Annotated in this window: 26 protein-coding genes; 17 read left to right on the top strand and 9 right to left on the bottom strand. The window is 68.7% G+C overall.

Annotated elements, in window-relative coordinates; all coding sequences use genetic code 11:
- Positions 1-116 precede the first annotated feature (116 nt).
- On the top strand, positions 117-1,103 hold the full coding sequence (locus QTI17_RS06910) for a tripartite tricarboxylate transporter substrate binding protein (RefSeq protein ID WP_286531886.1): 987 nt from the start codon (positions 117-119) through the stop codon (positions 1,101-1,103).
- Here the strand turns inward: QTI17_RS06910 and bla are convergent.
- Positions 1,075-1,956: a class A beta-lactamase gene (gene bla / locus QTI17_RS06905; protein WP_286531885.1), complete on the bottom strand. Its 882-nt coding sequence runs from the start codon at positions 1,954-1,956 to the stop codon at positions 1,075-1,077. The two genes, QTI17_RS06910 and bla, sit on opposite strands and share 29 nt — an antisense overlap.
- Before the next feature lie 98 nt (positions 1,957-2,054).
- On the opposite strand from bla, the gene QTI17_RS06900 reads away from it, so the two are divergent.
- On the top strand, positions 2,055-2,942 hold the full coding sequence (locus tag QTI17_RS06900) for a LysR family transcriptional regulator (protein ID WP_286531884.1): 888 nt from the start codon (positions 2,055-2,057) through the stop codon (positions 2,940-2,942).
- Between the two features lie 3 nt (positions 2,943-2,945).
- Here QTI17_RS06900 and gbd read toward each other — a convergent pair whose 3' ends face one another.
- Positions 2,946-4,082, bottom strand: a complete 1,137-nt coding sequence (gene gbd, locus QTI17_RS06895; RefSeq protein WP_286531883.1) for a 4-hydroxybutyrate dehydrogenase — start codon at positions 4,080-4,082, stop codon at positions 2,946-2,948.
- 115 nt (positions 4,083-4,197) lie between these two features.
- Here gbd and QTI17_RS06890 point away from each other — a divergent pair, with 115 nt between their 5' ends.
- From QTI17_RS06890 to QTI17_RS06860, 7 genes are all read left to right on the top strand, one after another.
- Entirely contained in the window at positions 4,198-5,133 is a 936-nt protein-coding gene (locus tag QTI17_RS06890; protein ID WP_286531882.1) for an alpha/beta hydrolase, read from the top strand.
- A 5-nt stretch (positions 5,134-5,138) separates the two neighbouring features.
- Positions 5,139-6,008: a YbgC/FadM family acyl-CoA thioesterase gene (locus QTI17_RS06885; protein WP_286531881.1), complete on the top strand. Its 870-nt coding sequence runs from the start codon at positions 5,139-5,141 to the stop codon at positions 6,006-6,008.
- 85 nt (positions 6,009-6,093) lie between these two features.
- Positions 6,094-6,825: an alpha/beta fold hydrolase gene (locus QTI17_RS06880; RefSeq protein ID WP_286531880.1), complete on the top strand. Its 732-nt coding sequence runs from the start codon at positions 6,094-6,096 to the stop codon at positions 6,823-6,825.
- Between the two features lie 536 nt (positions 6,826-7,361).
- Complete coding sequence (locus tag QTI17_RS06875) at positions 7,362-8,723, top strand: cache domain-containing protein (protein WP_286531879.1); 1,362 nt, start codon at positions 7,362-7,364, stop codon at positions 8,721-8,723.
- Positions 8,720-9,355 (top strand): response regulator transcription factor, encoded by a 636-nt coding sequence (locus QTI17_RS06870; protein ID WP_286531878.1) that lies wholly within the window; start codon positions 8,720-8,722, stop codon positions 9,353-9,355. The genes QTI17_RS06875 and QTI17_RS06870 overlap by 4 nt, the downstream gene beginning before the upstream one ends.
- Before the next feature lie 112 nt (positions 9,356-9,467).
- Entirely contained in the window at positions 9,468-11,525 is a 2,058-nt protein-coding gene (locus QTI17_RS06865) for a carbon starvation CstA family protein (protein ID WP_286531877.1), read from the top strand.
- A complete protein-coding gene (locus tag QTI17_RS06860) occupies positions 11,522-11,737 on the top strand; it encodes a YbdD/YjiX family protein (protein ID WP_286528952.1) in 216 nt (71 codons plus the stop codon). The genes QTI17_RS06865 and QTI17_RS06860 overlap by 4 nt, the downstream gene beginning before the upstream one ends.
- 14 nt (positions 11,738-11,751) lie before the next feature.
- Here the strand turns inward: QTI17_RS06860 and QTI17_RS06855 are convergent, their stop codons facing one another.
- The 5 genes from QTI17_RS06855 to ygfZ form a co-directional block, all read right to left on the bottom strand.
- The gene (locus tag QTI17_RS06855; protein WP_286531876.1) at positions 11,752-12,522 is read right to left on the bottom strand and encodes a competence protein CoiA; all 771 of its coding nucleotides are present in this window, start codon (positions 12,520-12,522) and stop codon (positions 11,752-11,754) included.
- Positions 12,523-12,584: 62 nt separating this feature from the next.
- Positions 12,585-12,851: a CcdB family protein gene (locus QTI17_RS06850; protein ID WP_286532159.1), complete on the bottom strand. Its 267-nt coding sequence runs from the start codon at positions 12,849-12,851 to the stop codon at positions 12,585-12,587.
- Positions 12,852-12,923: 72 nt separating this feature from the next.
- Positions 12,924-13,187: a type II toxin-antitoxin system Phd/YefM family antitoxin gene (locus QTI17_RS06845; protein ID WP_286531875.1), complete on the bottom strand. Its 264-nt coding sequence runs from the start codon at positions 13,185-13,187 to the stop codon at positions 12,924-12,926.
- Between the two features lie 81 nt (positions 13,188-13,268).
- Positions 13,269-13,784 carry a DUF1697 domain-containing protein gene (locus tag QTI17_RS06840; RefSeq protein ID WP_286531874.1) on the bottom strand — a complete coding sequence of 172 codons (516 nt, stop codon included), beginning with the start codon at positions 13,782-13,784 and terminating at the stop codon, positions 13,269-13,271.
- Position 13,785: 1 nt separating this feature from the next.
- On the bottom strand, positions 13,786-14,709 hold the full coding sequence (gene ygfZ, locus QTI17_RS06835) for a CAF17-like 4Fe-4S cluster assembly/insertion protein YgfZ (RefSeq protein ID WP_286531873.1): 924 nt from the start codon (positions 14,707-14,709) through the stop codon (positions 13,786-13,788).
- Between the two features lie 93 nt (positions 14,710-14,802).
- Between ygfZ and mltG the strand changes: the two genes are divergently transcribed.
- From mltG to QTI17_RS06805, 6 genes are all read left to right on the top strand, one after another.
- A complete protein-coding gene (gene mltG, locus QTI17_RS06830; RefSeq protein WP_286528958.1) occupies positions 14,803-15,828 on the top strand; it encodes an endolytic transglycosylase MltG in 1,026 nt (341 codons plus the stop codon).
- On the top strand, positions 15,825-16,472 hold the full coding sequence (gene tmk / locus QTI17_RS06825) for a dTMP kinase (RefSeq protein WP_286531872.1): 648 nt from the start codon (positions 15,825-15,827) through the stop codon (positions 16,470-16,472). Before mltG ends, tmk begins: the two co-directional genes overlap by 4 nt.
- Positions 16,469-17,488, top strand: a complete 1,020-nt coding sequence (locus tag QTI17_RS06820; RefSeq protein ID WP_286531871.1) for a DNA polymerase III delta subunit-related protein — start codon at positions 16,469-16,471, stop codon at positions 17,486-17,488. The genes tmk and QTI17_RS06820 overlap by 4 nt, the downstream gene beginning before the upstream one ends.
- Positions 17,485-17,859, top strand: coding sequence for a PilZ domain-containing protein (locus QTI17_RS06815; protein ID WP_286528963.1), 375 nt, complete (start codon positions 17,485-17,487; stop codon positions 17,857-17,859). Before QTI17_RS06820 ends, QTI17_RS06815 begins: the two co-directional genes overlap by 4 nt.
- Positions 17,860-17,925: 66 nt before the next feature.
- Complete coding sequence (locus tag QTI17_RS06810; protein WP_286531870.1) at positions 17,926-18,732, top strand: TatD family hydrolase; 807 nt, start codon at positions 17,926-17,928, stop codon at positions 18,730-18,732.
- Positions 18,729-19,391 (top strand): ankyrin repeat domain-containing protein, encoded by a 663-nt coding sequence (locus tag QTI17_RS06805; RefSeq protein ID WP_286531869.1) that lies wholly within the window; start codon positions 18,729-18,731, stop codon positions 19,389-19,391. Before QTI17_RS06810 ends, QTI17_RS06805 begins: the two co-directional genes overlap by 4 nt.
- A 6-nt stretch (positions 19,392-19,397) precedes the next feature.
- On the opposite strand, the gene QTI17_RS06800 is transcribed toward QTI17_RS06805, so the two are convergent.
- Together QTI17_RS06800 and QTI17_RS06795 are read right to left on the bottom strand one after the other, a co-directional pair.
- Positions 19,398-21,452: an AsmA family protein gene (locus QTI17_RS06800; protein WP_286531868.1), complete on the bottom strand. Its 2,055-nt coding sequence runs from the start codon at positions 21,450-21,452 to the stop codon at positions 19,398-19,400.
- Positions 21,453-21,527: 75 nt separating this feature from the next.
- Positions 21,528-21,719 carry a hypothetical protein gene (locus QTI17_RS06795; RefSeq protein WP_286531867.1) on the bottom strand — a complete coding sequence of 64 codons (192 nt, stop codon included), beginning with the start codon at positions 21,717-21,719 and terminating at the stop codon, positions 21,528-21,530.
- 261 nt (positions 21,720-21,980) lie between these two features.
- Here QTI17_RS06795 and QTI17_RS06790 point away from each other — a divergent pair, with 261 nt between their 5' ends.
- Positions 21,981-22,262, top strand: coding sequence for a hypothetical protein (locus tag QTI17_RS06790; protein ID WP_286531866.1), 282 nt, complete (start codon positions 21,981-21,983; stop codon positions 22,260-22,262).
- Positions 22,263-22,464: 202 nt separating this feature from the next.
- Positions 22,465-22,878, top strand: coding sequence for a hypothetical protein (locus tag QTI17_RS06785; protein WP_286531865.1), 414 nt, complete (start codon positions 22,465-22,467; stop codon positions 22,876-22,878).
- Positions 22,879-22,998 lie beyond the last annotated feature (120 nt).

Raw genomic sequence — 22,998 nt, 5'->3', positions numbered from 1 at the left:
GGCGGTCGCGCCTCGTCTTGTGCGTACTGGCTGCAGCCACGCCGCGGCGGGCAAACCCTGAGCGTCGACCTGCGAGCGGTCTTCCAGAATGGGCCGATCATTCCTGAGAGTCCCTGATGCCCCATGTCCCTCTGTCTCGCCGCGCCTTCAATCTCTCCGCCGCTGCGGCCGCGGTCTCCGTCGCGGCACCGTCGCTGGCGCAATCGGCGTGGCCGAGCAAGCCGATCCGCATCGTCGTGCCCTACACGCCCGGCGGCTTCACCGACCAGATGGCGCGGCTGATCCAGCCCGGGCTGCAGAGCCGGCTCGGGCAGACCGTCATCGTCGACAACAAGCCGGGGGCCAACAGCCTGATCGGGGTCGACGCGGTCGCCAAGGCGGCGCCCGACGGGAGCACCTTCGGCGTCGTCATCGCGGCCTTTGCGGCCAACACCACGCTGTACCCCAAGCTGCCCTACGACCCGCGCAAGGACCTGGTCGGCGTCTCGTTGATGGGCGTGTCGCCGCTGCTCGCGGCGGTCAACAACGACGCGCCCTTCAAGACCGCGAAGGAGCTGATCGACTACGCGCGCGCGAATCCGGGCAAGGTGAGCTTCGGTTCGTCGGGCAACGGCTCGGCGGCGCACCTCACGAGCGAGTTGTGGAAGTCGCTCACCAAGACCTACATGATCCACATCCCGTACCGCGGCGCGGTGCCGGCGCTGACCGACCTGATGGGCGGCCAGATCCAGCTCTTCTTCGATGCGCCCACTGGGCTCATCAACCAGGGCAAGGCCGGCAAGGTCCGACTGATCGGGGTCGCCAGCGAGCGGCGGCTGCCCGTGCTGCCGGACGTGCCGACCTTCATCGAGCAGGGCTTCCCGGGATTCACCGGCAGCACCTGGGCCGGCATGCTGGCGCCGGCCGGCACGCCGCGCGACATCGTCAAGCGCATGTCGGAGGAGGTGGCGCGGATCATCAAGAGCGACGAGACCAAGGCCAAGCTGGAGGCCATGGGCACCTTCCCGGCCGGCAGCACGCCCGAGGAGTTCGACGCCTTCATCGCGGCCGAGACGGCCAAGTGGGCGCAGGTCATCAAGACTGCGGGCGTGAAGCCCGATTGACCAGGGCGCCGGCCGACGCGATGGCGGCATCGCGAACGTCCATCGGGGCTTCCGTGCCGGTCAGATAGGCCGTCACCAGGATCGGCGCGCGGCCCGGCGGCCGAAGGATCGCGATGTCGCAGGTGCTGCCGCGGCTGCCGGAGCCGGTCTTGTCGCCGACCGCCCAGTCCGCGGGCACGCCGGCGCGCAGGCGCCTGGCGCCGGTCTGGCAGCCGTCGAGCCAGGACTGAATCTGCGCGCGCGAGGCGGGCAGGAGCGCGTCGCCCAAGAGGATCTTCTGCATGGTGGCCAGCATGGCGGCCGGCGTGGTGGTGTCGCGCGGGTCGCCGGGCAGCGATTCATTGAGGCCGGGTTCGTTGCGGTCGAGCCGTGTCTGGGTGTCGCCGAGACTGCGCAGATAGCGGGTCAGGCCGGCCGGCCCGCCGAAGCTCGCGAGCATCAGGTTCGCGGCCGGGTTGTCGCTCAGCGTGACGGCCGCCCCGCACAATTCGGCCATGGTGAGTCCGGGCTCGCCGAGATGCTTCCCGGTCACCGGTGCGTGCGGAATCAGGTCGCGCTGGCCGATGACGATGCGCCGCTCCAGCCGCTCCTTTCCCTGGTCGACGCGGCTCAACACAGCCGCGGCGGCCAGGAACTTGAAGGTGCTGCACATCGGGAAGCGTTCGTCCGCGCGATGGCCGGCACGCAGGCCGCTGCCGGTGTCGAGGATGCACACCCCCAGCCGGCCGCCGCTGGCCTTCTCGATGTCGGCCATTTGCCGTTGCAGTTCGGTCGTGCCGTCGGCCCGCGCCAGGGCCGGCGCGCTGGCCAGGGCGGCGAGCAGGGCGGCCGAAAAATGTCGGCGATCCATCATGAAAGTCTCCTTGAAAGCGGCGTACTGTGCGCGATCGAGGGCGGCTCGACAAACGATGGTATTTTCTGCCTCGCAAAAGAAAATCTATCGTCTAATTCATGGCCCGCACCCATCTGCCGCTCAATGCCCTGCGCGCCTTCGAATGCGCCGCCCGCCACCTGAGCTTCACGCTGGCGGCGGCCGAACTCAGCGTCACGCAGGCGGCGGTCAGCCAGCAGGTGCGCGGGCTCGAGGCCAGGCTGGGCGTCTCCCTGTTCCGGCGGCTGCCGCGCGGCCTCGCGCTCACCGACGAAGGACTGGCGCTGCTGCCGGTGTTGGTCGACGCCTTCGGCCGCATCGAATCGGTGATCCAGCAGTTCGACAACGGCCATTTCTTCGAGGTGCTGAGCGTGGGCGTGGTCGGCACCTTCGCGGTCGGCTGGCTGATTCCGCGGCTGCGGCTGTTCCGCGACAGCTGTCCCTTCATCGACCTGCGCCTGATGACCCACAACAACGTGGTCGACCTGGCGGCCGAGGGGCTGGACTTCGCGATCCGCTTCGGCGACGGCAACTGGCCCGGGCTGCAGGCCGAGGCCTTGATGGACGCGCCGCTCTGCGTGCTGTGCGCCCCGGCGGTGGCGGCCCGCGTGCGCCGCCCGCAGGACCTGGCGCACGAGACACTGCTGCGCTCCTACAGGGCGGAAGACTGGCCGGGCTGGTTCGCCGCGGCGGGGGTGGATTGCCCCGCCATCCGGGGACCGGTGTTCGATTCGTCGCGGCTGATGGTCGAAGCCGCCGTGCAGGGCGCCGGGGTCGCGCTGGCGCCGGCCTCGATGTTCGAGCGCGAGCTGCAGGAGGGGCGGCTGGTCCGGCCGCTCGGCACTTCGGTAGCGACCGGCAGCTACTGGCTCACCCGGCTGCGTTCGCGGCCGGTGAGTCCTGCGATGGCGCTGTTTCGCGATTGGCTGTTCGCGCAGGCGGGTGCCGCGCCCGTGCCGGCGGGCTGAGGCCTACATCGACGCTTCGAGCATCTGGCGGTAGTCGTCGCGGCTCGCGAGCCGCGGATTGGTCTTGTGGCAGTGGTCCACCATCGCGCCGTCGATCACCTGCTCGAATTGCGCGGGCGTGACGCCGACTTCGGCCAGCCCCTTGGGCAGGCCGAGCCGTGCGCTCATGTCGCGGATGGCGTCGCCGAGGTCGCCGGCCGAGTCGAGGTGCATGGCTTGCGCCATGCGCTGCAGGCGCTGCTCTTTCTGGACCGATTCGGCGCCGGCGTTGAAGTGGATCACGGCCGGCAGGAAGAGGGCGTTGAGGGTGCCGTGGTGCAGCCGCGGGTCGACGCCGCCCAGGCTGTGGCTCAGCGAGTGCACGCAGCCCAGGCCCTTCTGGAAGGCCATAGCGCCCTGCATCGAGGCGCTCATGAGATTGAGCCGCGCCTCGCGGTCGCTGCCGTCGCGGGTGGCGCGCTCGATGTGGCCCCAGGCACGCTCGAGGCCATCCAGCGCGATGCCGTCGGCCGGCGGGTTGAAAGCCGCCGACATGAAGGTCTCCATGCAGTGCGCGATCGCGTCCATGCCGGTGGCCGCGGTCAGCCTGGGCGGCAGGCCGAGCGTGAGTTCGGGGTCGCAGATGGCGGCCTTGGGCATCAGGAACCAGTTGTGGAACCCGAGCTTGCGATGGTCGTCGACGATCACGATGGCGCCGCGCGCCACCTCGCTGCCGGTGCCGCTGGTGGTGGGCACGGCGATCAGCGGCGCCACGCGCTCGGTGATCTTGGTCGAGCCGCCTTCGATGGTCGCGTAGGTCTTGAGCGGGCCCTCGTGCGTGGCCGCGATCGCCACGCCCTTGGCGCAGTCGATGGCCGAGCCGCCGCCGACTGCGATCAGGCCGTCGCAGCCCGCCTCGCGGTACTGGGCCGCGGCCAGCCGGACGGCGGCCTCGGTCGGGTTCGAAGGCGTCTGGTCGAACACCGCGACCGGCAGGTCGCCGAGCGCGTCGAGCGCCTTCTGCAGGATGCCGGCGGCGCGCACGCCGGCATCGGTCACGACCAAGGGCCGCGTGATGCCGATGCGCTCGCATTCGCTGCGCAGCAGCCGGATGGCGCCGAAGTCGAACTGGATCTGGGTCAGGTACTGGATGAGAGCCATGGGGATGACGCCGGGGCTACCGACGGTACGATGCGAGTCTTCGAATCTAACAAGCACGGACGCCCTTGGACACGAAAAAAACCCTTGCGCTTGTCACCAGCGGTACAGCCCGGCCATGCCAGCGCTGACCGCCCAGATGGCCAGCGTGGTCGAGCGCATGGCCCGCGCCGGACGGCCGCCGCTGAATCTGCTGACGCCGGATGAAGCCAGGGCCGCCTACGAGAAAGGCGCCGGCGTGCTCGAAGTCCCGAAGCCGCAGCTCGCGCGGGTGGAGGATTTCAGCGTCCCGGCACGCGACGGGCATGCGCTGCCGGTGCGGCTCTACGCACCTTCCCGCGAGCGGCTGCCGCTGCTGCTGTTCTTCCACGGCGGCGGCTTCACGGTCGGCAGCATCGCCACCCACGACACGCTGTGCCGGGTGCTGAGCCAGCGCAGCGGCTGCGCCGTCGTCTCGGTCGACTACCGGCTGGCCCCGGCGCACCGCTTCCCGACCGCGTCCAACGACGCCTGGGACGCGCTCGCGCACATCGCAGGCAACGCTGCGCAATGGGGCCTGGACGGCAGCCGGATCGCGGTCGGCGGCGACAGCGCCGGCGGCACGCTGGCGGCGGTCTGCGCGATCCTGGCGCGCGACGCCGGGCTGCCTGTCGCGCTGCAGCTGCTGTTCTATCCGGGCATGGCGGCCCACCAGGACACCGACTCGCACCGGCGCTACGCCGAGGGCCCGCTGCTCGGCGAGGCGCTGATCAGCTGGTTCTTCAGCCTCTACGTGCATTCGAGCGCCGAGCGCGACGACTGGCGCTTCGCGCCGTTGAACGCGGACGACCTCGAAGGCGTCGCGCCGGCCTGGATCGGCCTCGCCGAGATCGATCCGGTGGTCGACGAAGGCATCGCCTATGCCGACAAGCTGCGCGCCGCCGGCGTCGCGGTCGACCTTGAAATCTATCGCGGCGTGATCCATGAATTCGTCAAGATGGGCCGCGCCATCCCCGAGGCCCTGCAAGCCCACGCCGATGCGGCGCTGGCCCTGAAACAAGCCCTGCAACCCTGACCGCCATGACCGAACTGCACCGCAAATCCGACTTCCGCTTCTTCCACCGCCTGCGCGTGCGCTGGGCCGAGGTGGACATGCAGAAGATCGTCTTCAACGCCCACTACCTGATGTACTTCGACACCGCGATCGCCGACTATTGGCGCGCGATGGCCCTGCCTTACGAAGAGGCGATGCGCGCCCTCGAGGGCGACCTGTACGTGCGCAAGGCGACGATCGAATTCAATGCCTCGGCGCGGGCCGACGACGTGCTCGACGTCGGCATGAAATGCCTGCGCGTGGGCAATTCCTCGATCGTCTTCCACGGTGGCCTGTTCCGCGGCGACGACCTGCTGGTGAGCTGCGAACTGGTCTACGTCTTCGCCGATCCGGCGACCCAGACCTCGAAGCCGGTTCCGCCGCTGCTGCGCGAGATCCTGGCCGGCTACGAGGCCGGCGAACCGATGCGCGAGGTGGCCACCGGCGACTGGGAGCAGTGGGGCGAGGGCGCCGGCAAGGTGCGGCGCGACGTCTTCATCGAGGAGCAGCGCATCCCGAGGGAACTCGAGTGGGACGAGCACGATGCGGTGGCGCTGCATGCCGTGGCCCGCAACCGCCTGGGCCAGGTGATCGCCACCGGCCGGCTGGTGGCCGAGGCGCCCGGGCTGGGCCGCATCGGCCGCATGGCGGTGCACCGCGCGCTGCGTGGCGGCGGCCACGGCGAGGCGGTGCTGCGCGCACTCGAGGCGGCGGCCGCGGTGCGGGGCGACACCGAGGTGATGCTGCATGCGCAGCGCAGCGCCGAGTCCTTCTACCGGCGCCTGGGCTACGTGCCGCATGGCAGGCCGTTCGAGGAAGCGGGCATCGCCCACGTCGAGATGCGCCGGAAGCTCTGAGGTCCCGCGCCGGGATTACCCGATGGCAGCCGCCGGGCGGCACGCCCAAGATGTGCGCCTCTCAGCTTCTTCTGGAGACACATCGATGGCCAACTTCGTTCTGGTTCATGGCGCCTGGCACGGCGGCTGGTGCTACAGGGAAACCGCGGCGGCGCTGCGGGCGGCCGGACACACGGTGTTCACGCCGACCCACACCGGCGTCGGCGAGCGCTTTCATCAGTCGGCCGAGAACGTCACGCTCGAAACCCACATCCGCGATGTCTGCGGCTGCATCGAATGGGAAGAACTGAGCGACGTGATCCTGGTCGGCCACTCGTATGGCGGGATGGTCATCACGGGCGTCGCCGACCGGATGAGCGACCGGATCCGTTCACTGGTCTATCTCGACGCCTTCGTGCCGGCGCACGGCGATTCGCTGATCGGGCTGCTCTCGAAGGCGCTGGTGCCGGAGGTGGCGGCGCAATTCATCGGCGCCTTCCGCGGCACGGCGCTACTGGACAACGGCGGACTGATGCAGCCGATCCCGGCAGAGATGTTCAACATCGCCCAAGCCAACCGCGAACGGGTCGACCGCCTGTGCCGGCCGCAGGCACTGGCCACGTTCGAGGTGCCGCTGCTGTTGACCGGCGCCGGCGACAAGATCGCGAACCGGCTCTACATCCTGGCCGACGGCTGGGATCCGAGTCCGTTCCGCTACTTCGCTGCCAACTGCGAGAAGGCGGCGGGATGGCGCGTGGTGAAGATGCCGTGCAGCCACGACGTGATGGTGGATATGCCGAAGGAGCTTGCTGCGGAGTTGGTGAAGCTGGCTGTCTGAATTGTTCAAGGGCCTTGGCTTTGGTTGGTGCTGGGGCGGCGGCGGCGGGCGGCATGCCCCGGGCCGGCCGACGTCACCGGCCGCTTCGCGGCTGCCCTGCGCTGCTCGCGACAGGCGGGGTCCGCGCAAACTCGCTCCACTCCGTTGCGCTCAAACACGCGCGGCCCTTTTTCCGCCTGCCGCTGCGATGCTCGGCGGTGCCTCAACGGCCGGCCCGGGGCATGCCGCCCGCCACCGCTGGTACGTCGGGGTTGCATCGGCGTTGGAGACGTTGGGATCGCTTGCACACCCCCTGAGCCCGGCAAGCGGTGCGGGACGGGCGATCCCCTCTGCGCCGCTGAGCAGCGCAGCCTTTCGCGGATCAGGGCTCGCGACTGTTTGAGTGGAGCGTAGCGGAGCGAGTTTGAGCGAGACCCCGCGAAAGGCGAGCAGCGCAAGGGAGCCCGAAGGGCCGGCGCGGTGGGGTCGACTGGCCCGCACCGCTTGCCGGGCGCCCTCCGCACAGGGCGCGTACCAAATGTTAGTCTTGCCGCCCCATGAACCTGAGGACCAAGATCGTCGCGCTCGCCGTGGCTCCGCTGCTGGTCGCGCTGATGCTGGTCGCCTTTGCGGTGCGCCACCAGGAGCGCGACCTGGCGCAGCGTGAACGGGCGCTGATCGAGCAGACCTACATGACGCAGCGACGCAACGAACTGCGCAGCTACGTCGACCTCGCGGTGAGCACGGTGAAGCCGCTCTACGACGCCGGCCTCGACGACGAGGCGACGCGCGCCGAGGCGCTGCGCCGGCTGGCCGCGCTCGACTACGGCAACGACGGCTATTTCTTCGTCTACGACTTGCAGGGCCGCTCGCTGATGCATTCGCGCCAGCCCGAGCTGGTCGGCCAGACCCTGTGGGACCTGCGCGATTCGCAGGGCCGGCTCACGATCCAGGACCTGATCGCGCGCGCCCGCGAGGGCGGCGGCTATGTCGAGTACCAGTGGCGCAAGCCCTCGAGCGCGCAGCTGGCGCCCAAGCTCGGCTATGTCACGGCCTTGCCGCGCTGGAACTGGATGGTCGGCACCGGGCTCTACCTCGACGACATCGAGTCCGCGATGCAGACGCTCGACCGCCAGATGAACACCAACGTCACGACCACCATGCTCTGGATCGCCGGCATCGCCGCGCTCTGCCTGGCCGTGGTCAGCGCCACCGGGCTGCTGCTGAACCTGAGCGAGCACCGCATCGCCGAGGCCCGGCTGCGGCTGCTGGCACGCCAGGTCGTGCAGTCGCAGGAAGACGAGCGGGCCCACCTGGCGCGCGAGCTGCACGACGGCACCAGCCAGACGCTGGTGTCGGCCAAGCTGATGATCGAGTCGGCGGTCGACGCCCTCGAACGGGCGCGCGAGCAGGTGCCTCCGGCGCTCGGCAAGGCGCTGCAGCGGCTCAATGAATCGCTGGTGGAGGTGCGCCGCATCTCGCACCGGCTGCGTCCGGCCCTGCTCGATACGCTGGGGCTGCCCGCGGCACTGGAGCGGCTGGGCGCGGAGTTCGGCGAGGAGGGCGGCGTCGCCGCGTCGGTCACCGTGCAGGGCCGTCCGCGCGAGCTGCCCCAGGAAGTGAAGACCGCGCTGTTCCGCGTCGCGCAGGAGGCGCTGACCAACGTGCGCAAGCATGCGCGGGCGCGGCAGGTGCGCATCGTGCTGGCCTTCGAGGGCAGGGCGGTGCAGCTGGAAATCGGCGACGACGGCACCGGCTTCGACCCCGCCGCGCTCGAACTCGATCCGAAGCGCGGCATCGGCCTGCGCAACATGCGCGAACGGGTGGCGGCCATCGGCGGCTCGCTCGGCGTGCGCTCCGATGCGGACGGCACCTCGATCCTGGCCGAGGTGCCGGTCGACGGGGAAGACACCGCATGACAACCGCTGTGATCCGGCTGTTCCTGGTCGACGACCATCCCCTGGTGCGCGACGGGCTGCGAGCCCGCCTCGGGCCCTTGCCGACCCTCGAGATCGTCGGCGAGGCCGGCAGCGCCGCCGAGGCGCTCGAAGGCATCGCCCAGGCGCGGCCGGACCTGGTGCTGGCCGACGTCGGCATGAAGGGGATGAGCGGCATCGAGCTGGCATCGCTCTTGCAAGATCGTCAGCCTGACGTGCGGGTGCTGATGCTCAGCATGTACGACAACCCGGAATACGTGCAGCAGGCGCTGCAGGCAGGCGCCCGCGGCTATGTGCTCAAGGATGCGCCGGCGGCGGAGATCGTCGCCGCGATCGAGGCGGTGGCGGCCGGCGGAACCTTCCTGAGCGCGGCCGTGTCGCACCGGCTGTTCGCGACCCAGCAGCCGCGGCCGCTGCTGACGCCGCGCGAGAGCGAGATCCTGACGGCGCTGGGCCGTGGCGACTCGAGCAAGCAGATTGCGCGCGACCTGGGCTTGAGCGTGCGCACGGTCGAGGCCCACCGCCAGAGCATCAAGCGGCGGCTCGGGCTCGAGGGCCAGTCGGCGCTGATCAAGTACGCGGTCGAGCACGCGCGCGAGTTCAAGAACAGCTGATTCAGGGTTATCCCTTAGGTGATGCCACGCGATCGATTCGCGCAGTGCAACCGATGCCGCCGCGGGCCAGGCTCGCCACACTTCCGGGGGTTCATCTTCCGGAGACATTCCAATGCACAGCATCCGCCGCCACCTGGTGTGGCTCGTCGTGGCCGTGGTCGGCGCCTTCGCGCTCGGCACCGTGGCCCTTTCGCGCGGGGAGTCCATCAACGCGCTCTGGATCGTGGTCGCCGCGATCTGCACCTACCTCATCGCCTACCGCTACTACAGCCTGTTCATCGCCACCCGCGTGCTCGGGCTCGACGGCAACCGCAAGACGCCGGCACACAAGTACAACGACGGCCTGGACTACGTGCCGACCGACAAGAACGTGCTGTTCGGCCACCACTTCGCGGCCATCGCCGGTGCCGGTCCGCTGGTCGGCCCGGTGCTCGCGGCGCAGATGGGCTACCTGCCGGGGCTGCTGTGGATCCTGGCCGGCGTGGTGTTCGCGGGCGCGGTGCAGGACTTCATCGTGCTGTTCATCTCGACCCGGCGCGACGGTCGTTCGCTGGGCGACCTGATCAAGCAGGAGATGGGAACCGTGCCCGGCATGATCGCGCTGTTCGGCACCTTCATGATCATGATCATCATCCTCGCGGTGCTGGCGCTGATCGTGGTCAAGGCGCTGGCCGAATCGCCCTGGGGCACTTTCACGGTGGCGGCGACCATCCCGGTGGCGCTGTTCATGGGCGTCTACCTGCGCTACATCCGCCCGGGCCGCATCGGCGAGATCTCGGTGATCGGCTTCGTGCTGCTGATGGCGGCGATCTTCGGCGGCCAGGCGGTGAGCCAGAGCCCGGTCTGGGGCCCGATGTTCACCTTCGACGGCAAGGCCCTGACCTGGATGCTGATCGGCTACGGCTTCATCGCCGCCAGCCTGCCGGTGTGGCTGCTGCTGGCACCGCGCGACTACCTGTCGACCTTCCTGAAGATCGGCACCATCATCGCGCTGGCGATCGGCATCGTGTTCGTCGCGCCGACCCTGCAGATGCCGGCCGTGACCCAGTTCGCCCAAGGCAATGGCCCGGTCTGGTCGGGCAACCTGTTCCCGTTCCTGTTCATCACCATCGCCTGCGGCGCGGTGTCGGGCTTCCATGCGCTGATCTCCTCGGGCACGACGCCGAAGATGCTCGACAACGAGCTGAACGCGCGCTTCATCGGCTACGGCGGCATGCTCGCCGAGTCCTTCGTCGCCGTGATGGCGCTGGTGGCCGCGGCCTGCATCGACCCGGGCGTGTACTTCGCGATGAACAGCCCGGCCGCGCTGGTCGGCAGCACCCCCGAGGCGGTGGCGCAGACGATCTCGGGCTGGGGCTTCGCAGTGACGCCCGACATGCTGCTGCAGACCGCCAAGGACGTCGGCGAGACCACCATCCTCGGGCGCGCCGGCGGCGCCCCGACCCTGGCTGTCGGCATGGCGCACATCCTGCACCAGGTGATCGGCGGCCAGGCCATGATGGCCTTCTGGTACCACTTCGCGATCCTGTTCGAGGCCCTGTTCATCCTCACCGCCGTGGACGCCGGCACCCGGGCCGGCCGCTTCATGCTGCAGGACCTGATGGGCAGCTTCGTGCCGGCCCTCAAGCGCACCGACTCGCTGCCGGCCAACCTGATCGCGACCTTCCTCTGCGTCGCGGCCTGGGGCTATTTCCTGTACCAGGGCGTGGTCGATCCGCTGGGCGGCATCAACACGCTGTGGCCGCTGTTCGGCATCTCCAACCAGATGCTGGCCGCGGTGGCGCTGATGCTCGGCGTGGTCGTGCTGTTCCGCATGAAGCGCGAGCGCTACGCCTGGGTGGCGGCGGCGCCGGCGGCCTGGCTGCTGATCTGCACGCTGACCGCGGGCTGGCAGAAGATCTTCTCGGCCGACCCGAAGGTGGGCTTTCTGTCGCACGCCGCGAAATACGCCGACGGCCTGGCACAGGGCGTGCTGATCGCGCCGGCGAAGACCCCCGAGGCGATGGCGCGGATCGTATTCAACGACCGCCTGGATGCCGGCCTGTGCGCGCTGTTCATCTTCGTGGTGCTGAGCGTGCTGGTCTACAGCGTACGCACCTGCCTGGCCGCGCGCCGGGCCAACCATCCGACCGCGCGCGAGACGCCGTTCGAACCGATGGCCGCGGCATGAGGAATTCCGGCGCCAGCCTGGCCGAGACCGGGCGCTACCTGACCCGCTCGCTGGCGCAGTCGCTGCGGCTGATGGTGGGCATGCCGGACTACGACACCTACCTGAGCCACATGGCGCGCACGCACCCGGGGCAGGAGGCAATGAGCTACGAGGCGTTTTTCAGGGAGCGGCTGGAGGCGCGGTATGGGGGAGGGAAGGGGCGGTGCTGCTGAGCGGGCGCCGCGCTTCATTCCCACCACTTCGCTTGCGCGTCGATGAAGAGCGTGCATTCCGGGATTCGCACCGAGGTGCCGGCCCATGCCGGTCGACAGGTCCTTCGAAATCCATTCGACACCAGGACCGGCTCGCCGGGCTGAGGTTTCCGCCAGCGTCTTGAACGCTTGTCGTAGCCGCCGGCCGAGTGGACGTGACCATGCTTGCGCCAAGTGCTTTCTTCCACACGGATCGACAGCGGCGCAAAGTGAATCGGCCGCAAGGTCTGCCCACCCGCCCAGTAGTAGACGCGTCCGAAATACGCTGCGTGGCACCAGCGCTCCCAGGCGGCCAGGCTGTATCTCGACAGACCCAGGTCGCCGTTCGGGATGCCGATCCAGAGGACTGCGATGCCGAGCCGGTGGTACTCGGCGGTCCGGGCGGTGATCTCGCCGATCGCCAGCGCGCTGCGCTGAACCTCTATCGCCACAGGCACGCCGGAGATGATCGCGAAGACATCGGCGACGGATGTCCCGAAGCTCTTTTCGAGCTCCACGTCCTGCACGTTGGCCTCCTTCCGCAAGGCGTCGAAGAGGCTCAGCTTGGTCAGCAGATGGTCTTCGGTTTCGCCTGCGCCGAGCCGGCATGCGACACGGGCCTTGTGGGCGAAGTGAGGGATGCGCATCAGGCCCTTGTGCAGCACGACTTCGCAGCGGCATGCCGGACACATGAACGGCGCGTCGGGCTTCGCGCTGGACCGCGCAAGGACTTTTTCGTTGTCCGAGGTGCGCAGGGCGGTGAGCATGGTGTTCAGGACTCCGGCAACGTTCGCGACGACCCCATCCGATCATCCCGCTCCCGAGCGCTTCATCCCCACGACCGGGTCAGCAACTCGTCCATGGCGTCAGTGATCTGCTGGCCATGTGCGGCCAGCGACCCGACGCGAGGGCCCAGTTCATCGATGGCCACTGAAACCGTGTCCAGCGGATGCAGCACGAGATCCGAGCCATCGAGCACGAAGATCGGGTTCATGCGGGTGCCAGCCACCTGCGCTCCCGCGGGCAACGCGGTGCGCAGGACCAGTGGGACCACGACACGACGGCGGTAACGGTCGAACTGGGCCGACTGAACCACCACGACAAAGGGGATGCTGCCGCTCTGCCTGCCCCTTGTTGCGATGGATGTCGAACTGCGGCACGTCTTCGCCTACAGCGTGGAATGCTCGTCGGCGAAAGACCCCAGTTCCTCGTCCACCCTGTTCCATGCCTCCGCGCAGACGGCGGCCCATTCCGGTTTGCTTGGAACTTCGCGAAGGGCGGCTTGCGCTCGTTGAAGCGCTTCCATGTCCTGCGGAGAAATCAGATAGGCCGCAGGGCGCCCGTGGCGGGTAATGATGATCGGCTCGCGCTGGGCCTTGTCGAGCAGTTGCCCGAAACGGTTCTGAGCCTCCACCGACGATACTTGCATCATGATCTGCTTCGGGAGTAGCTAACCTGAACAGTTTATGCGATGACTCTCGGTGCTTGCACAAAAATCCCGGGCCTCGCGGGCTCATGCCGCCGCGCACTTCTTCACCGTCTCCCAAGTCCGCGTCGTCAACTCCGTCCCGAAGGTCTTCTCGATCAGCGTCATGAACACCGGCCCGCGCGGCCCCGGGACATAAGCCGAGAACACCTGCATCTCGTCCATCGCCAGAATCCGCGCCGCTTCGAACTCGATCGGCAGCGCCAGCCGGGTGGCTCGCGGTTCGCGCAGGAAGGTCACGACCCGCTTCGCGCCGGCGGGCAGTTCGTGCGGCGCACAGGGGTCGGCTGCCAGCAGGTCGCGCAGGGCGTCGGACGAACGCACGATGGTGAGAAAGCGCCGTCCGAGCGCCGCTTCCATGGCCGCCTCGGCCTTGCGTTCGAGCGTCGTCCGCGCCGCGGCACGCGCATCGAACGCCACGTTGCCGCTCGACAGCAGGGTCTTCACCTCCGTGAAGCCTGCGCTTTCGAAGCAGCGCTTGAGCTCCGGCATCTTGGCGTTCATCGGACTGACGCCACGAAGAAAGGCGACGTAGCGCGGCACTTCAGATGTCTTCGAGCAGCGGGTAGGGCAATGGCTCCACTGTCAGCGCCGGCCCATCGACCGCCCGCGCATGCAGCCCGCCTGCATCGATCGCCGCGATCTGGATGGAGATCAAGGCCGCCCAGCCGCCACCCGGCGCCGGCGCGGCCTGCGCTACGGTGCCGACCGGCTGCGCCGGATCGTTGACAGCGAAGACTTCCTGGCCGGCCGCCACCTCGCCGTCGGCCTGCACCAGGTAGGTCCGGCGCTTCAGGGTGCCGCGGAACTGGCTGCGGGCCACGATCTCCTGGCCCGGGTAGCAGCCCTTCTTGAAGTTCACGCCGCCGACCGACTCGTAGTTGATCATCTGCGGCACGAAGGCCTCGACCACCGGGCTGGTCAGGGTCACGATGCCGCTGCGCACCTCGCTCCATTCCCAGATCGCCGGATCGAGTTCGGCGCCCTGGGGCGCGGGGCTGGCGGCCGGTGCGATCCACAGGGCGCGAGGCACGCCGTCGGACGGGTAGAGCGACACCACGTGCGCCGCGCCGACCGTGCTGGCGCGCCCCGGGAGCGCCCCGGCATCGACCCCATTGGCGGCCAGGGCGGTGCCGGTCAACCCGTAAAGCGAGAAATCGGCGCTGGCGTCGCTGAGCTTGGCCTTGGACCGCAGCACGTACATCGACAGGCGCTTGAGCGTCGCGGCCAGGATGTCGCTGCTGCAGACCAGCAGGATGCGATCGGGTTCGGGCCGGATGCCGACGAAGCTCGCGATCGCGCGGCCCTTGGCCGTGCAAAGCGCCGCCAGCCGCGCCTCGGAGGCATCGAGCAAGACGAAATCCTGGGTCAGCTGGCCATGCAGGAAGCTCGCTGCATCGGGGCCCTCGGCACGGATCACGCCGAGGTGGGGGAGGGCGGTGACGCCATTCGGAACGACAGAGGTCATCGCTGAATTATCATGGGCGTCTGCGTTCCGTTCGGCCCACAGGGCTTAGCCGTTCTTGCTACCGTCATCCGTCCGCCTCCCTTCCCGGAACCCGTGCGTCGCTTCTTCCTCACACTTTTCCTGCTGGCTGCCCTGATCGTGCTCGGCGCCGGGGCAGCCGGGCTCTGGTGGGTCAACCAGCCCCTCAAGCTGCCGGCCCCCAACGTCGACCTGTCCGTCGAGCCCGGCACCACGCCGCGCGGCATCGCGCAGGCAGTGGCCGATGCCGGCGTCGACGTGCCGCCGCAATTGCTCTACCTGTGGTTTCGCTTCTCCGGCCAGGACCGCCAGATGCGCGCCGGCAGCTACGAGCTCGACCGCGGCGTGACGCCGCGCCTGCTGCTCAACATCCTTGTGCGCGGCGAGGAAGCCACCCGCAGCCTGGTGCTGGTCGAAGGCTGGAACTTCCGCCAGGTGCGCGCGGCGCTGGCCAAGGCCGAGCAGCTCAAGCCCGAGACCGCCGGGCGCAGCGACGAGGAAATCATGGCGCTGGTCGGACGGCCTGGCGTGCATCCCGAAGGGCGCTTCTTTCCCGACACCTACACCTACTCCAAGGGCTCGACCGATATCGCCCTGCTGCAGCGCGCGATGCGCGCCATGGACAAGAAGCTGGACGCCGCCTGGGCCGCCCGGGCCTCCGACCTGCCCCTGAAAACGCCCGATGAGGCGCTGATTCTGGCCAGCATTGTCGAAAAGGAGACAGGCAAGGCGCAGGACCGGGCCGAGATCGCCGCCGTCTTCACCAACCGCCTGCGCCTGGGCATGCCCTTGCAGACCGACCCGACCGTGATCTACGGGCTCGGCACGCGTTTTGACGGCAACCTGCGCAAGCGCGATCTCCAGGCAGACACGCCGTGGAACACCTACACCCGCAACGGCCTGCCACCGACGCCGATCGCGATGCCCGGCAAGGCGGCCTTGCTGGCGGCGGTGCAGCCGGCACAAAGCAAGTCGCTCTATTTCGTTTCCCGAGGCGACGGCACCAGCCAGTTCAGCAGTTCGCTGGACGACCACAACCGGGCAGTGAACCGCTACCAGCGCGGCGGCAACACCGACCCCAACCAGCGGAGCGGGCAATGAAAGGGCTTTTCCTGACCCTCGAGGGCATCGACGGCGCCGGCAAGTCGAGCCACATCGATGCGCTCGAGGCGTTGTTCAAGGCCCAGGGCCGCGCGGTCACGCGCACCCGCGAGCCCGGCGGCACGCCGCTGGCCGAGAGCCTGCGCACGATGATCCTCGAACAGCCGATGGACCCGCTGACCGAGTCGCTGCTGGTCTTCGCCGCCCGCCGCGACCACGTGGTGCGGGTGATCGATCCGGCGCTGGCACGCGGCGACGTGGTGCTCTGCGACCGTTTCACCGACGCCACCTTCGCCTACCAGGGCGCCGGCCGCGGTTTCGATCCGGCCGTGCTGTCGACGCTCGAAGCCTGGGTGCAGGCGGCACCGCAGGCCCTGCTGCAGCCCGACATCACCCTGTGGTTCGACCTGCCGCCCGAGACCGCGGCCGAGCGCTTGGCCGGGGCCCGGCTGCCGGACAAGTTCGAATCGCAACCGGTCGAGTTCTTTCGCCGGGTGGCGGCCGGCTACGCGGCGCGCGCCGCGGCGGCCCCGCGCTTCGCCCGCATCGACGCCAGCCGCTCGCGCGAGCAGGTCTGGCAGCAGGTCGAGGCCGTGCTGGCCCAGCGCGGGCTGGTTCCGGCCGATTCGGGAGCCAGCGCATGACCGCCGATTCGCTCCCGCCCTGGCTGCGCCAGCCGCTGGTCGAACTGCTGCGCCAGCGCGGCCATGCCTGGCTGCTCCAGGGCCCCTCGGGCCTGGGCCAGTACGAGCTCGGGCTGGCGCTGGCGGCCGCCTGGCTCTGCGAGCAGCCCGAGGAAGCCAAGGCGCAGGGCGCCTGCGGCCATTGCCCGAGCTGCCACGCGATCCAGGTGCGCACCCACGCCGACCTCTGCGTGCTGATGCCCGAGGTCGCGATGCAGGCGCTGGGCTGGCCGCTGGATGAAAAATCGCAGGCCGACATCGACGACAAGAAGCGCAAGCCCAGCCGCGAGATCCGGGTCGAGGCGATGCGCGACGCCATCGGCTTCGCCCAGCGCACCAGCGCCCGCGGCCGCGGCAAGGCGGTGCTGGTCTACCCGGCCGAGCGCATGAACAACATCACGGCCAACGCCCTGCTCAAGACGCTCGAGGAGCCGGTGGGCGAGGTCCGTTTCGTGCTGGCCAGCGAAGCCGCCTGGCAGCTGCTGCCCACCATCCGCAGCCGTTGCCTGGGCTTCACGCTGCCTTGGCCCGACAGCGGCCAGGCGCAGGACTGGCTGGTCGGGCAGGGCGTGCCCGCGGCCGACGCGCCCGGCCTGCTGCGCGCGGCCGGCGGCCGGCCCAGCGACGCCTTGCGGCTGGCCAGCCAGGGCCAATCGCCCAAGGCCTGGTCGCTGCTGCCCAAGGCAATGTCGCGCGGCGAGGTCGGGGCACTGTCCGACCATGCGCCGGCCCAGGCCATCGGTGCGCTGCAGAAGCTCTGCCACGACCTGATGGCGGTCGATTGCGGCGCGCTGCCACGCTTCTTCGAGCCCGCCGACCTGCCGCCGGCACCGCCGCGGGCTGCATTGGCTCGCTGGTCGCGGTCGCTCGCCAGTGCGGCAAAAACCGCAGAACACCCGTTCAATGCGGGCCTGATGCTCGAAGCGCTTGTGAGCGAGGCGCGAACCACCCTAAACTCGGCACGCCGCCGCCCATGAACACACCTGTCGCCCCCACCCCCTCCGCGCCCGTCCGGCCCAGCGTCATCCAGTTGGCGATCAAGGAAAAGGGCGCGCTCTACGCGGCGTACATCCCGCTGTTCGCCGAAGGCGGGATCTTCATCCCGACCGCGCGCGAGTACCGGCTGGGCGACGACGTCTACGTGCTGCTGACCCTGCCCGACGACCCGCAGCGCTATCCGGTCGCCGGCAAGGTCGCCTGGATCACGCCGGCCCGCGCCGCCGGCAACCGGGCGCCCGGGGTCGGCATCCGTTTTCCTTCCGACGACAAGTCGCGCCAGCTCAAGGCGCGCATCGAAGAGGCACTGGGCGCCACTCTGGCCTCCGACCGCCCGACCCAAACAATCTGAATTCCGCTCCCAGGGCGCGCAGCCGCTTGCCGCGGCGGCCGCGCCGTTTCGACGACGTTTGCCGAGATGTTCACCGACTCCCACTGCCACCTGACCTTTCCCGAGTTCGCGGACCAGATGCCGCAGATCCGCGCCGCGATGGCAGCCGCCCAGGTCGACCGGGCGCTGTGCATCTGCACCACGCTGGAGGAGTTCCCCGAGGTCCAGGCGCTGGCCGAGCGGCACGACAATTTCTGGGCCAGCGTCGGCGTCCATCCCGACAACGAAGACATCCTCGAGCCCACGGTCGAGGGCCTGGTGCAGCGTGCCGCACTGCCCAAGGTGATCGCCATCGGCGAGACCGGGCTCGACTACTACCAGATGGAAGAACGCAAGGGCGGCCGCAGCATCGCCGACATGGAGTGGCAGCGCGACCGCTTCCGGGTCCATATCCGGGCCGCCCAGCAGACCCGCAAGCCGCTGGTCATCCATACCCGTGAAGCCTCGGCCGACACGCTGGCCATCCTGAAGGAGGAGGGCGAGACCGGCGGCGGCCAGGCCGCCGGCGGCGTCTTCCATTGCTTCACCGAGACCGCCGAGGTGGCGCGAGCAGCGCTCGACCTCGGCTTCTATATTTCGTTCTCGGGCATCCTGACCTTCAAGAAGGCGCAGGACCTTCGCGACGTGGCGGCCTTCGTGCCGCTCGACCGGATGCTGATCGAGACCGACAGCCCCTACCTGGCGCCCGTGCCCTATCGCGGCAAGACCAACAATCCGTCCTACGTGCCCTTCGTCGCGCAGCAGATCGCCCAACTGCGCCAATTGCCGATCGAGGCGATCGCAAAGGCCACCAGCGACAATTTCGAGACCCTGTTCAGCGGGGCCAAGACATGACAAATTACTTTAAAAAATTCATTTATCTCGTTGTCATTGCTTCATCTTTTGCTGCGCACGCCAGCGACTATGACGATTTCTTCCGGGCCGCCCGGGCCGACAACGCCAGCGGCATGAAGCGCCTGCTGGCCAAGGGCTTCGACCCCAACACGCGCGACGACAAGGGCCAGACCGCCTTGCTGATCGCGATGCGCGAGCCCTCGCCGGAGGTGATCGACGTGCTGATCGCCTTCCCGAAGACCAACGTCGAGGCCCGCAACGCGAAGGACGAGAGCCCGCTGATGCTGGCGGCCATCAAGGGCCAGCAGGACCTGGTGACCAAGCTGATCGCGCGCGATGCCGACATCAACAAGCCGGGCTGGACGCCGCTGCACTACGCGGCGACCAGCGGCCAGGTCGCGATCATGAAGCAGTTGCTCGACAAGGATGCCTTCATCAATGCCCAGTCGCCGAACGGCACCACGCCGTTGATGATGGCCGCGATGTACGGTTCGGCGGCCGCGGTGCAGTTGCTGCTCGACGAAGGCGCCGATGTCGCGATGAAGAACGAACAGGGCATGACCGCCGCCGACTTCGCCGAGCGCGCCAAGCGGCCGGACGCCGTCCGGCTGCTCGGCGCAGCCGCCGCGCCGAAGCGGCCGGCCGACGGCAAGTGGTGACGCGACTCAACGCTTCGTTCCTCCCTGCCGCCTCGGCACAGACCCCGCCGCTTGCTTCGCCGCGCCGGCGACCTGCCGTTCGACGCTCGCGCAGTTCGTCTCTTCCCCCGGACCGGTCTCGACCAGGGGAACGAGTGCCGCCAGCGGGTTGACCGCTGCAAGTCCGAGCGCGGCGCCGAGGCGGGTGGCCAGCGGGCCCTTCACGATCTCGAATTCCGGCTGCTTGAACGACCCGTGCAGCCGCACCGGCGTGCGCAGCGACAGCAGGCCGACCTCCTTGGGCTTGGGCGCCACCGTGAGGTCGAAGCGCTCGTGCGCGAGGTCGAAGCTGCCGCTGCCCAAGACCTGCGTCTGCTCGGTATCGATCACGAAGAGGGTCGACTTGCCGCGTCCGCCGGCGACGTCGAAATTCACGCCGCCGCAGCGGATCACGATGTCCTTGTCGCCGCCGAGCAGAAGCGCCAGCACCTTGCCGCCGTTGAGCCCGCTCGCGGCATCCAGCAGGTTCGAGATCCTGCCGTTCACCACCGTCGCGGCGATCCGCCCGTCGGCCTTGGCCGCCGCGTCCGCGATCGAATTGCCCGTGCCCTTGAGCCGCAGCGTGGCGCCGACCCGGCCCGCACCCTTGGCCACGGTCGCCGGCATGGCGGGGAACAATTGGCCGATGCGCACGCGCTGCAGGTCGATCTGCACGTCGGACCGGATCGTCGGCTCGCGGGCGTCGAGGGCGACCTTGGCTGCCAGGGTGCCGCCGGCAAAGGCGAAGTCAAGCGGATCAATCTTCAGCCGCGCGTCCTGCAGGCGCAGCGAGGCCTTGAGACTTTGCAGCGGCAGGGCCTCGGGCACGACGAGTTGGGTGGCGACCAGGTCGACCTCGGCGTCGATCTTCTGCAACCGGCTGCCGTCGAAGCTGCCCGCCGGCAGCAGGTGGTCGGGGTCGATCGCCTTCTCCTTGGACTTGGCGACCGGCCGACTGCTGCTCTCGGCTTGCGACACCGCAGGCTTGCCACCGCTCTCCTGGGTCTGGACACCGATCAGCGGGCCCAGGTCGGCCAGGTTGAGCCGCTTGCTGTGGAGGTCGGCCGTGAGCAGGGGACGCGGCTTGCGCGCCACGTAGGCGCCCTTGCCGCTGACGTCGCTCGAGCCGATGTGGCCGGCCAGGTCGTCCATCGTGTAGCGGTTGCCCTTGAGCACCAGGTGGCCCTGCAGCCGGTACGGCGGCGATGCCGGCAGCGGGAGCAGCAGGAACGGATAGAGGTTGGCCAGCGTCTGGCCTTTGATGCGCAGGTGCACGTCGATGCCCGAGATGTCTGCGGCGTCGGCGATCGTGCCCTCGACCGCCGCGCGCGTGGTTCCGGCGTCGAGCCGGCCTTGCAACGGGAAGGGCACACCGGACTCCTGGAAGCTCAGCACGTCGCCCGTCAGTGCACGGCCCGAGAAGCTGGCGTGGTGGTAGCTGCCCTTGAAGTCGTATTGCGTGGTGTAGCGGTTGTTGTCCGGCCTCGCGTCTGCGTCCTTGGCCTTTTCCTGGGCCGCCGGATCGAAGGTCGTGCCCCGGACTTCGAGCTCGAAGGGCTCGCCGTGGTCGATGTAGCGCAGCCGGCCGTGGTCCACCGAGAGCGTGCTGATGCGCAGCTTGCTCGGCGAGGTGTCGGCGGGATCGGAGAGGATCCAGTTCTTGCGGTTGTCGGGCAGGCGTTCGAAGACCAGGTCGGGACGCGTGAGCGCCACCCGGGGCACCAGGATCTTCTCGGGCAGGTCGCGCAGCGACACCGAGAACTCCACCATCTCGACCTGGGCCATGGCCGGCTCGTCCTTCGCCCAGGCGGCATTGCCGAAGTAGACGTCGCGCATCCGGATGGTCGGTGTCAGGCCGAGCTTCACATGCAAGTCGGAGGTCCGGAACTCACGCTCGGTCTTGTTCGAGATGTAGCGCTCGAGCGAAGGCCGCACCCAGTTCCAGTCGAAGAGTGCGACGAAAACGACGGCCGCAGCGACCAGCAGGGCCAGCCCCATCCAGATCGGATGTCGGCGCAGCAGGGTGCGGCGCGATGGGTTCATGGCGAGCTCGACGCTCGGGCTTTCGCCGCGGGTTGGCCGGGCTCCGCGGGGGCTCGGCGAGGATCGGCGGACGAATCAACTGGCCGGAAACTGCTCGGGCAGAGGCCCCGGATCGTCTTCTTCTTTCGCGTCGGCGCGCTTGCCGGAATCGCGGCCCAGCTCCTTCATCATCTGCTCGCCCACCGGGTCCTCCCCGTCGAGCGGAATCGACTCTTCGGCGCCGAGCTCCGGCTCTTCGTTGCTTGCGTCTCTTCGGGGTGTATTCATGGCAATGCTCCTGTGAACGAGCACGTTGACCGTGCGGCCTAGGGAGAAAGCCGAAACCCCTGTCAGCGTTGGCCGATCATTGGCATCCGAAGGACCTCGACGTGCCCAAGAGAGGCGACCGCCCGCACAGCCCGGTATCGCCCCCCGGAGTCGGAGCTGCGCGGGCGTGCGCGAGGCCGGCATCAGGACAGCGCATTGGCTGACGTTCAGTAACGTCGCGTACAAGAAAAATCAGGCGACAGATCCTTCAGGGGAGCCGCCATGTTCGAAAGGTACAAGGTCAGGATTCAAGCCTATTGCGAGGAAGCGGGCATCGAGGTGCCGGTCGGTTTCGGCCGCCACGCGGCCGCCCGCTACGCGGCCATCGACGAGGAATGTTCGCCACCCAAACTCGTGGCGACGACCTGGCCGACCCGCAAGGAGGCGGTTAACTACCTGGTCAACCTGGCTGCAGGCAAGAGGACCCGGATTCTGGATTTCGAGGATCGGTGCGAACTCAGCTTCGACGGCAAGGCGAGCTTGCTCAGGGGCGCCACGTTCTGAGACCCGCGCGGTAACGCGTGCGCGAAGCGGCTTGCTCTCAGATCAGAAAATAACACAATGTTAATTATGTTAAATCTACGAGCAGCAAGAACTCCGGGTGCAAAGCAGCATCTGCAGAAATCTGTTCGCCACCTCATCCCCCCTCCCGCCAGTCCCAGGCAATTCGTTGGCAAAGGCCAGGCAAGCTCCTACAATTTTCTCGATGGCCAGTCTCCGCGCATTTCTGCTGTGGTTTGTGGTGCTCGCAGTGCCCTTTCAGGGCTACGCGGCGGCTGCCATGACGTTTTGCGCGCCTCAGCCGGCGCACGCGAACTCGGGAGCCGTCCACGACCACAATCGGCACGATCAAGGCGCACAAGGCGCTGAGCATCACCATGCAAAGGTGACCAGCGATGACAGCTCGGGCCACCATGATGCCCTGGGCTCGCAGCACGACGATTCCTCGGACGCGCCTCCCCACAAATGCGGCAATTGCGCCGCGTGTCATTCGGTCGGAATGACGCCGACCCTCGGCACGGCCATTCTTCGCGGTCTGCCTCAGGCCGATTTCGCCGAGCCCTTGCGCGCTTTGGCGACCGTGTCACCTAGCGTTCCCCACAAACCACCTCGCGTCTGACCGCGTCTGAACCGTCAGCGATCATCGGTTGCTGACGCGTCGACGCGCATGTACCCGCCGCCGAAGCTGCGTCCCCATCTTCCTTGCGATCGGTGATGGACGGCCTCAGGCCCTGCGCCG

Source organism: Variovorax sp. J31P179 (genome assembly GCF_030316985.1).
Classification (GTDB): Bacteria; Pseudomonadota; Gammaproteobacteria; order Burkholderiales; family Burkholderiaceae_C; genus Variovorax; species Variovorax ginsengisoli_B.
The sequence above is the reverse complement of the archived record's forward strand: the minus strand, read 5'-3'. Positions and strand labels throughout refer to the sequence as shown.

Excerpts from the sequence above, each read along its gene's own strand:
- QTI17_RS06910 (WP_286531886.1), top strand. The coding sequence starts at position 117 with ATGCCCCATGTCCCTCTGTCTCGCCGCGCCTTCAATCTCTCCGCCGCT.
- bla (WP_286531885.1), bottom strand. The coding sequence starts at position 1,956 with ATGATGGATCGCCGACATTTTTCGGCCGCCCTGCTCGCCGCCCTGGCC.
- QTI17_RS06900 (WP_286531884.1), top strand. The coding sequence starts at position 2,055 with ATGGCCCGCACCCATCTGCCGCTCAATGCCCTGCGCGCCTTCGAATGC.
- gbd (WP_286531883.1), bottom strand. The coding sequence starts at position 4,082 with ATGGCTCTCATCCAGTACCTGACCCAGATCCAGTTCGACTTCGGCGCC.
- QTI17_RS06890 (WP_286531882.1), top strand. The coding sequence starts at position 4,198 with ATGCCAGCGCTGACCGCCCAGATGGCCAGCGTGGTCGAGCGCATGGCC.
- QTI17_RS06885 (WP_286531881.1), top strand. The coding sequence starts at position 5,139 with ATGACCGAACTGCACCGCAAATCCGACTTCCGCTTCTTCCACCGCCTG.
- QTI17_RS06880 (WP_286531880.1), top strand. The coding sequence starts at position 6,094 with ATGGCCAACTTCGTTCTGGTTCATGGCGCCTGGCACGGCGGCTGGTGC.
- QTI17_RS06875 (WP_286531879.1), top strand. The coding sequence starts at position 7,362 with ATGAACCTGAGGACCAAGATCGTCGCGCTCGCCGTGGCTCCGCTGCTG.
- QTI17_RS06870 (WP_286531878.1), top strand. The coding sequence starts at position 8,720 with ATGACAACCGCTGTGATCCGGCTGTTCCTGGTCGACGACCATCCCCTG.
- QTI17_RS06865 (WP_286531877.1), top strand. The coding sequence starts at position 9,468 with ATGCACAGCATCCGCCGCCACCTGGTGTGGCTCGTCGTGGCCGTGGTC.
- QTI17_RS06860 (WP_286528952.1), top strand. The coding sequence starts at position 11,522 with ATGAGGAATTCCGGCGCCAGCCTGGCCGAGACCGGGCGCTACCTGACC.
- QTI17_RS06855 (WP_286531876.1), bottom strand. The coding sequence starts at position 12,522 with ATGCTCACCGCCCTGCGCACCTCGGACAACGAAAAAGTCCTTGCGCGG.
- QTI17_RS06845 (WP_286531875.1), bottom strand. The coding sequence starts at position 13,187 with ATGATGCAAGTATCGTCGGTGGAGGCTCAGAACCGTTTCGGGCAACTG.
- ygfZ (WP_286531873.1), bottom strand. The coding sequence starts at position 14,709 with ATGACCTCTGTCGTTCCGAATGGCGTCACCGCCCTCCCCCACCTCGGC.
- tmk (WP_286531872.1), top strand. The coding sequence starts at position 15,825 with ATGAAAGGGCTTTTCCTGACCCTCGAGGGCATCGACGGCGCCGGCAAG.
- QTI17_RS06820 (WP_286531871.1), top strand. The coding sequence starts at position 16,469 with ATGACCGCCGATTCGCTCCCGCCCTGGCTGCGCCAGCCGCTGGTCGAA.
- QTI17_RS06815 (WP_286528963.1), top strand. The coding sequence starts at position 17,485 with ATGAACACACCTGTCGCCCCCACCCCCTCCGCGCCCGTCCGGCCCAGC.
- QTI17_RS06810 (WP_286531870.1), top strand. The coding sequence starts at position 17,926 with ATGTTCACCGACTCCCACTGCCACCTGACCTTTCCCGAGTTCGCGGAC.
- QTI17_RS06805 (WP_286531869.1), top strand. The coding sequence starts at position 18,729 with ATGACAAATTACTTTAAAAAATTCATTTATCTCGTTGTCATTGCTTCA.
- QTI17_RS06800 (WP_286531868.1), bottom strand. The coding sequence starts at position 21,452 with ATGAACCCATCGCGCCGCACCCTGCTGCGCCGACATCCGATCTGGATG.
- QTI17_RS06795 (WP_286531867.1), bottom strand. The coding sequence starts at position 21,719 with ATGAATACACCCCGAAGAGACGCAAGCAACGAAGAGCCGGAGCTCGGC.
- QTI17_RS06790 (WP_286531866.1), top strand. The coding sequence starts at position 21,981 with ATGTTCGAAAGGTACAAGGTCAGGATTCAAGCCTATTGCGAGGAAGCG.
- QTI17_RS06785 (WP_286531865.1), top strand. The coding sequence starts at position 22,465 with ATGGCCAGTCTCCGCGCATTTCTGCTGTGGTTTGTGGTGCTCGCAGTG.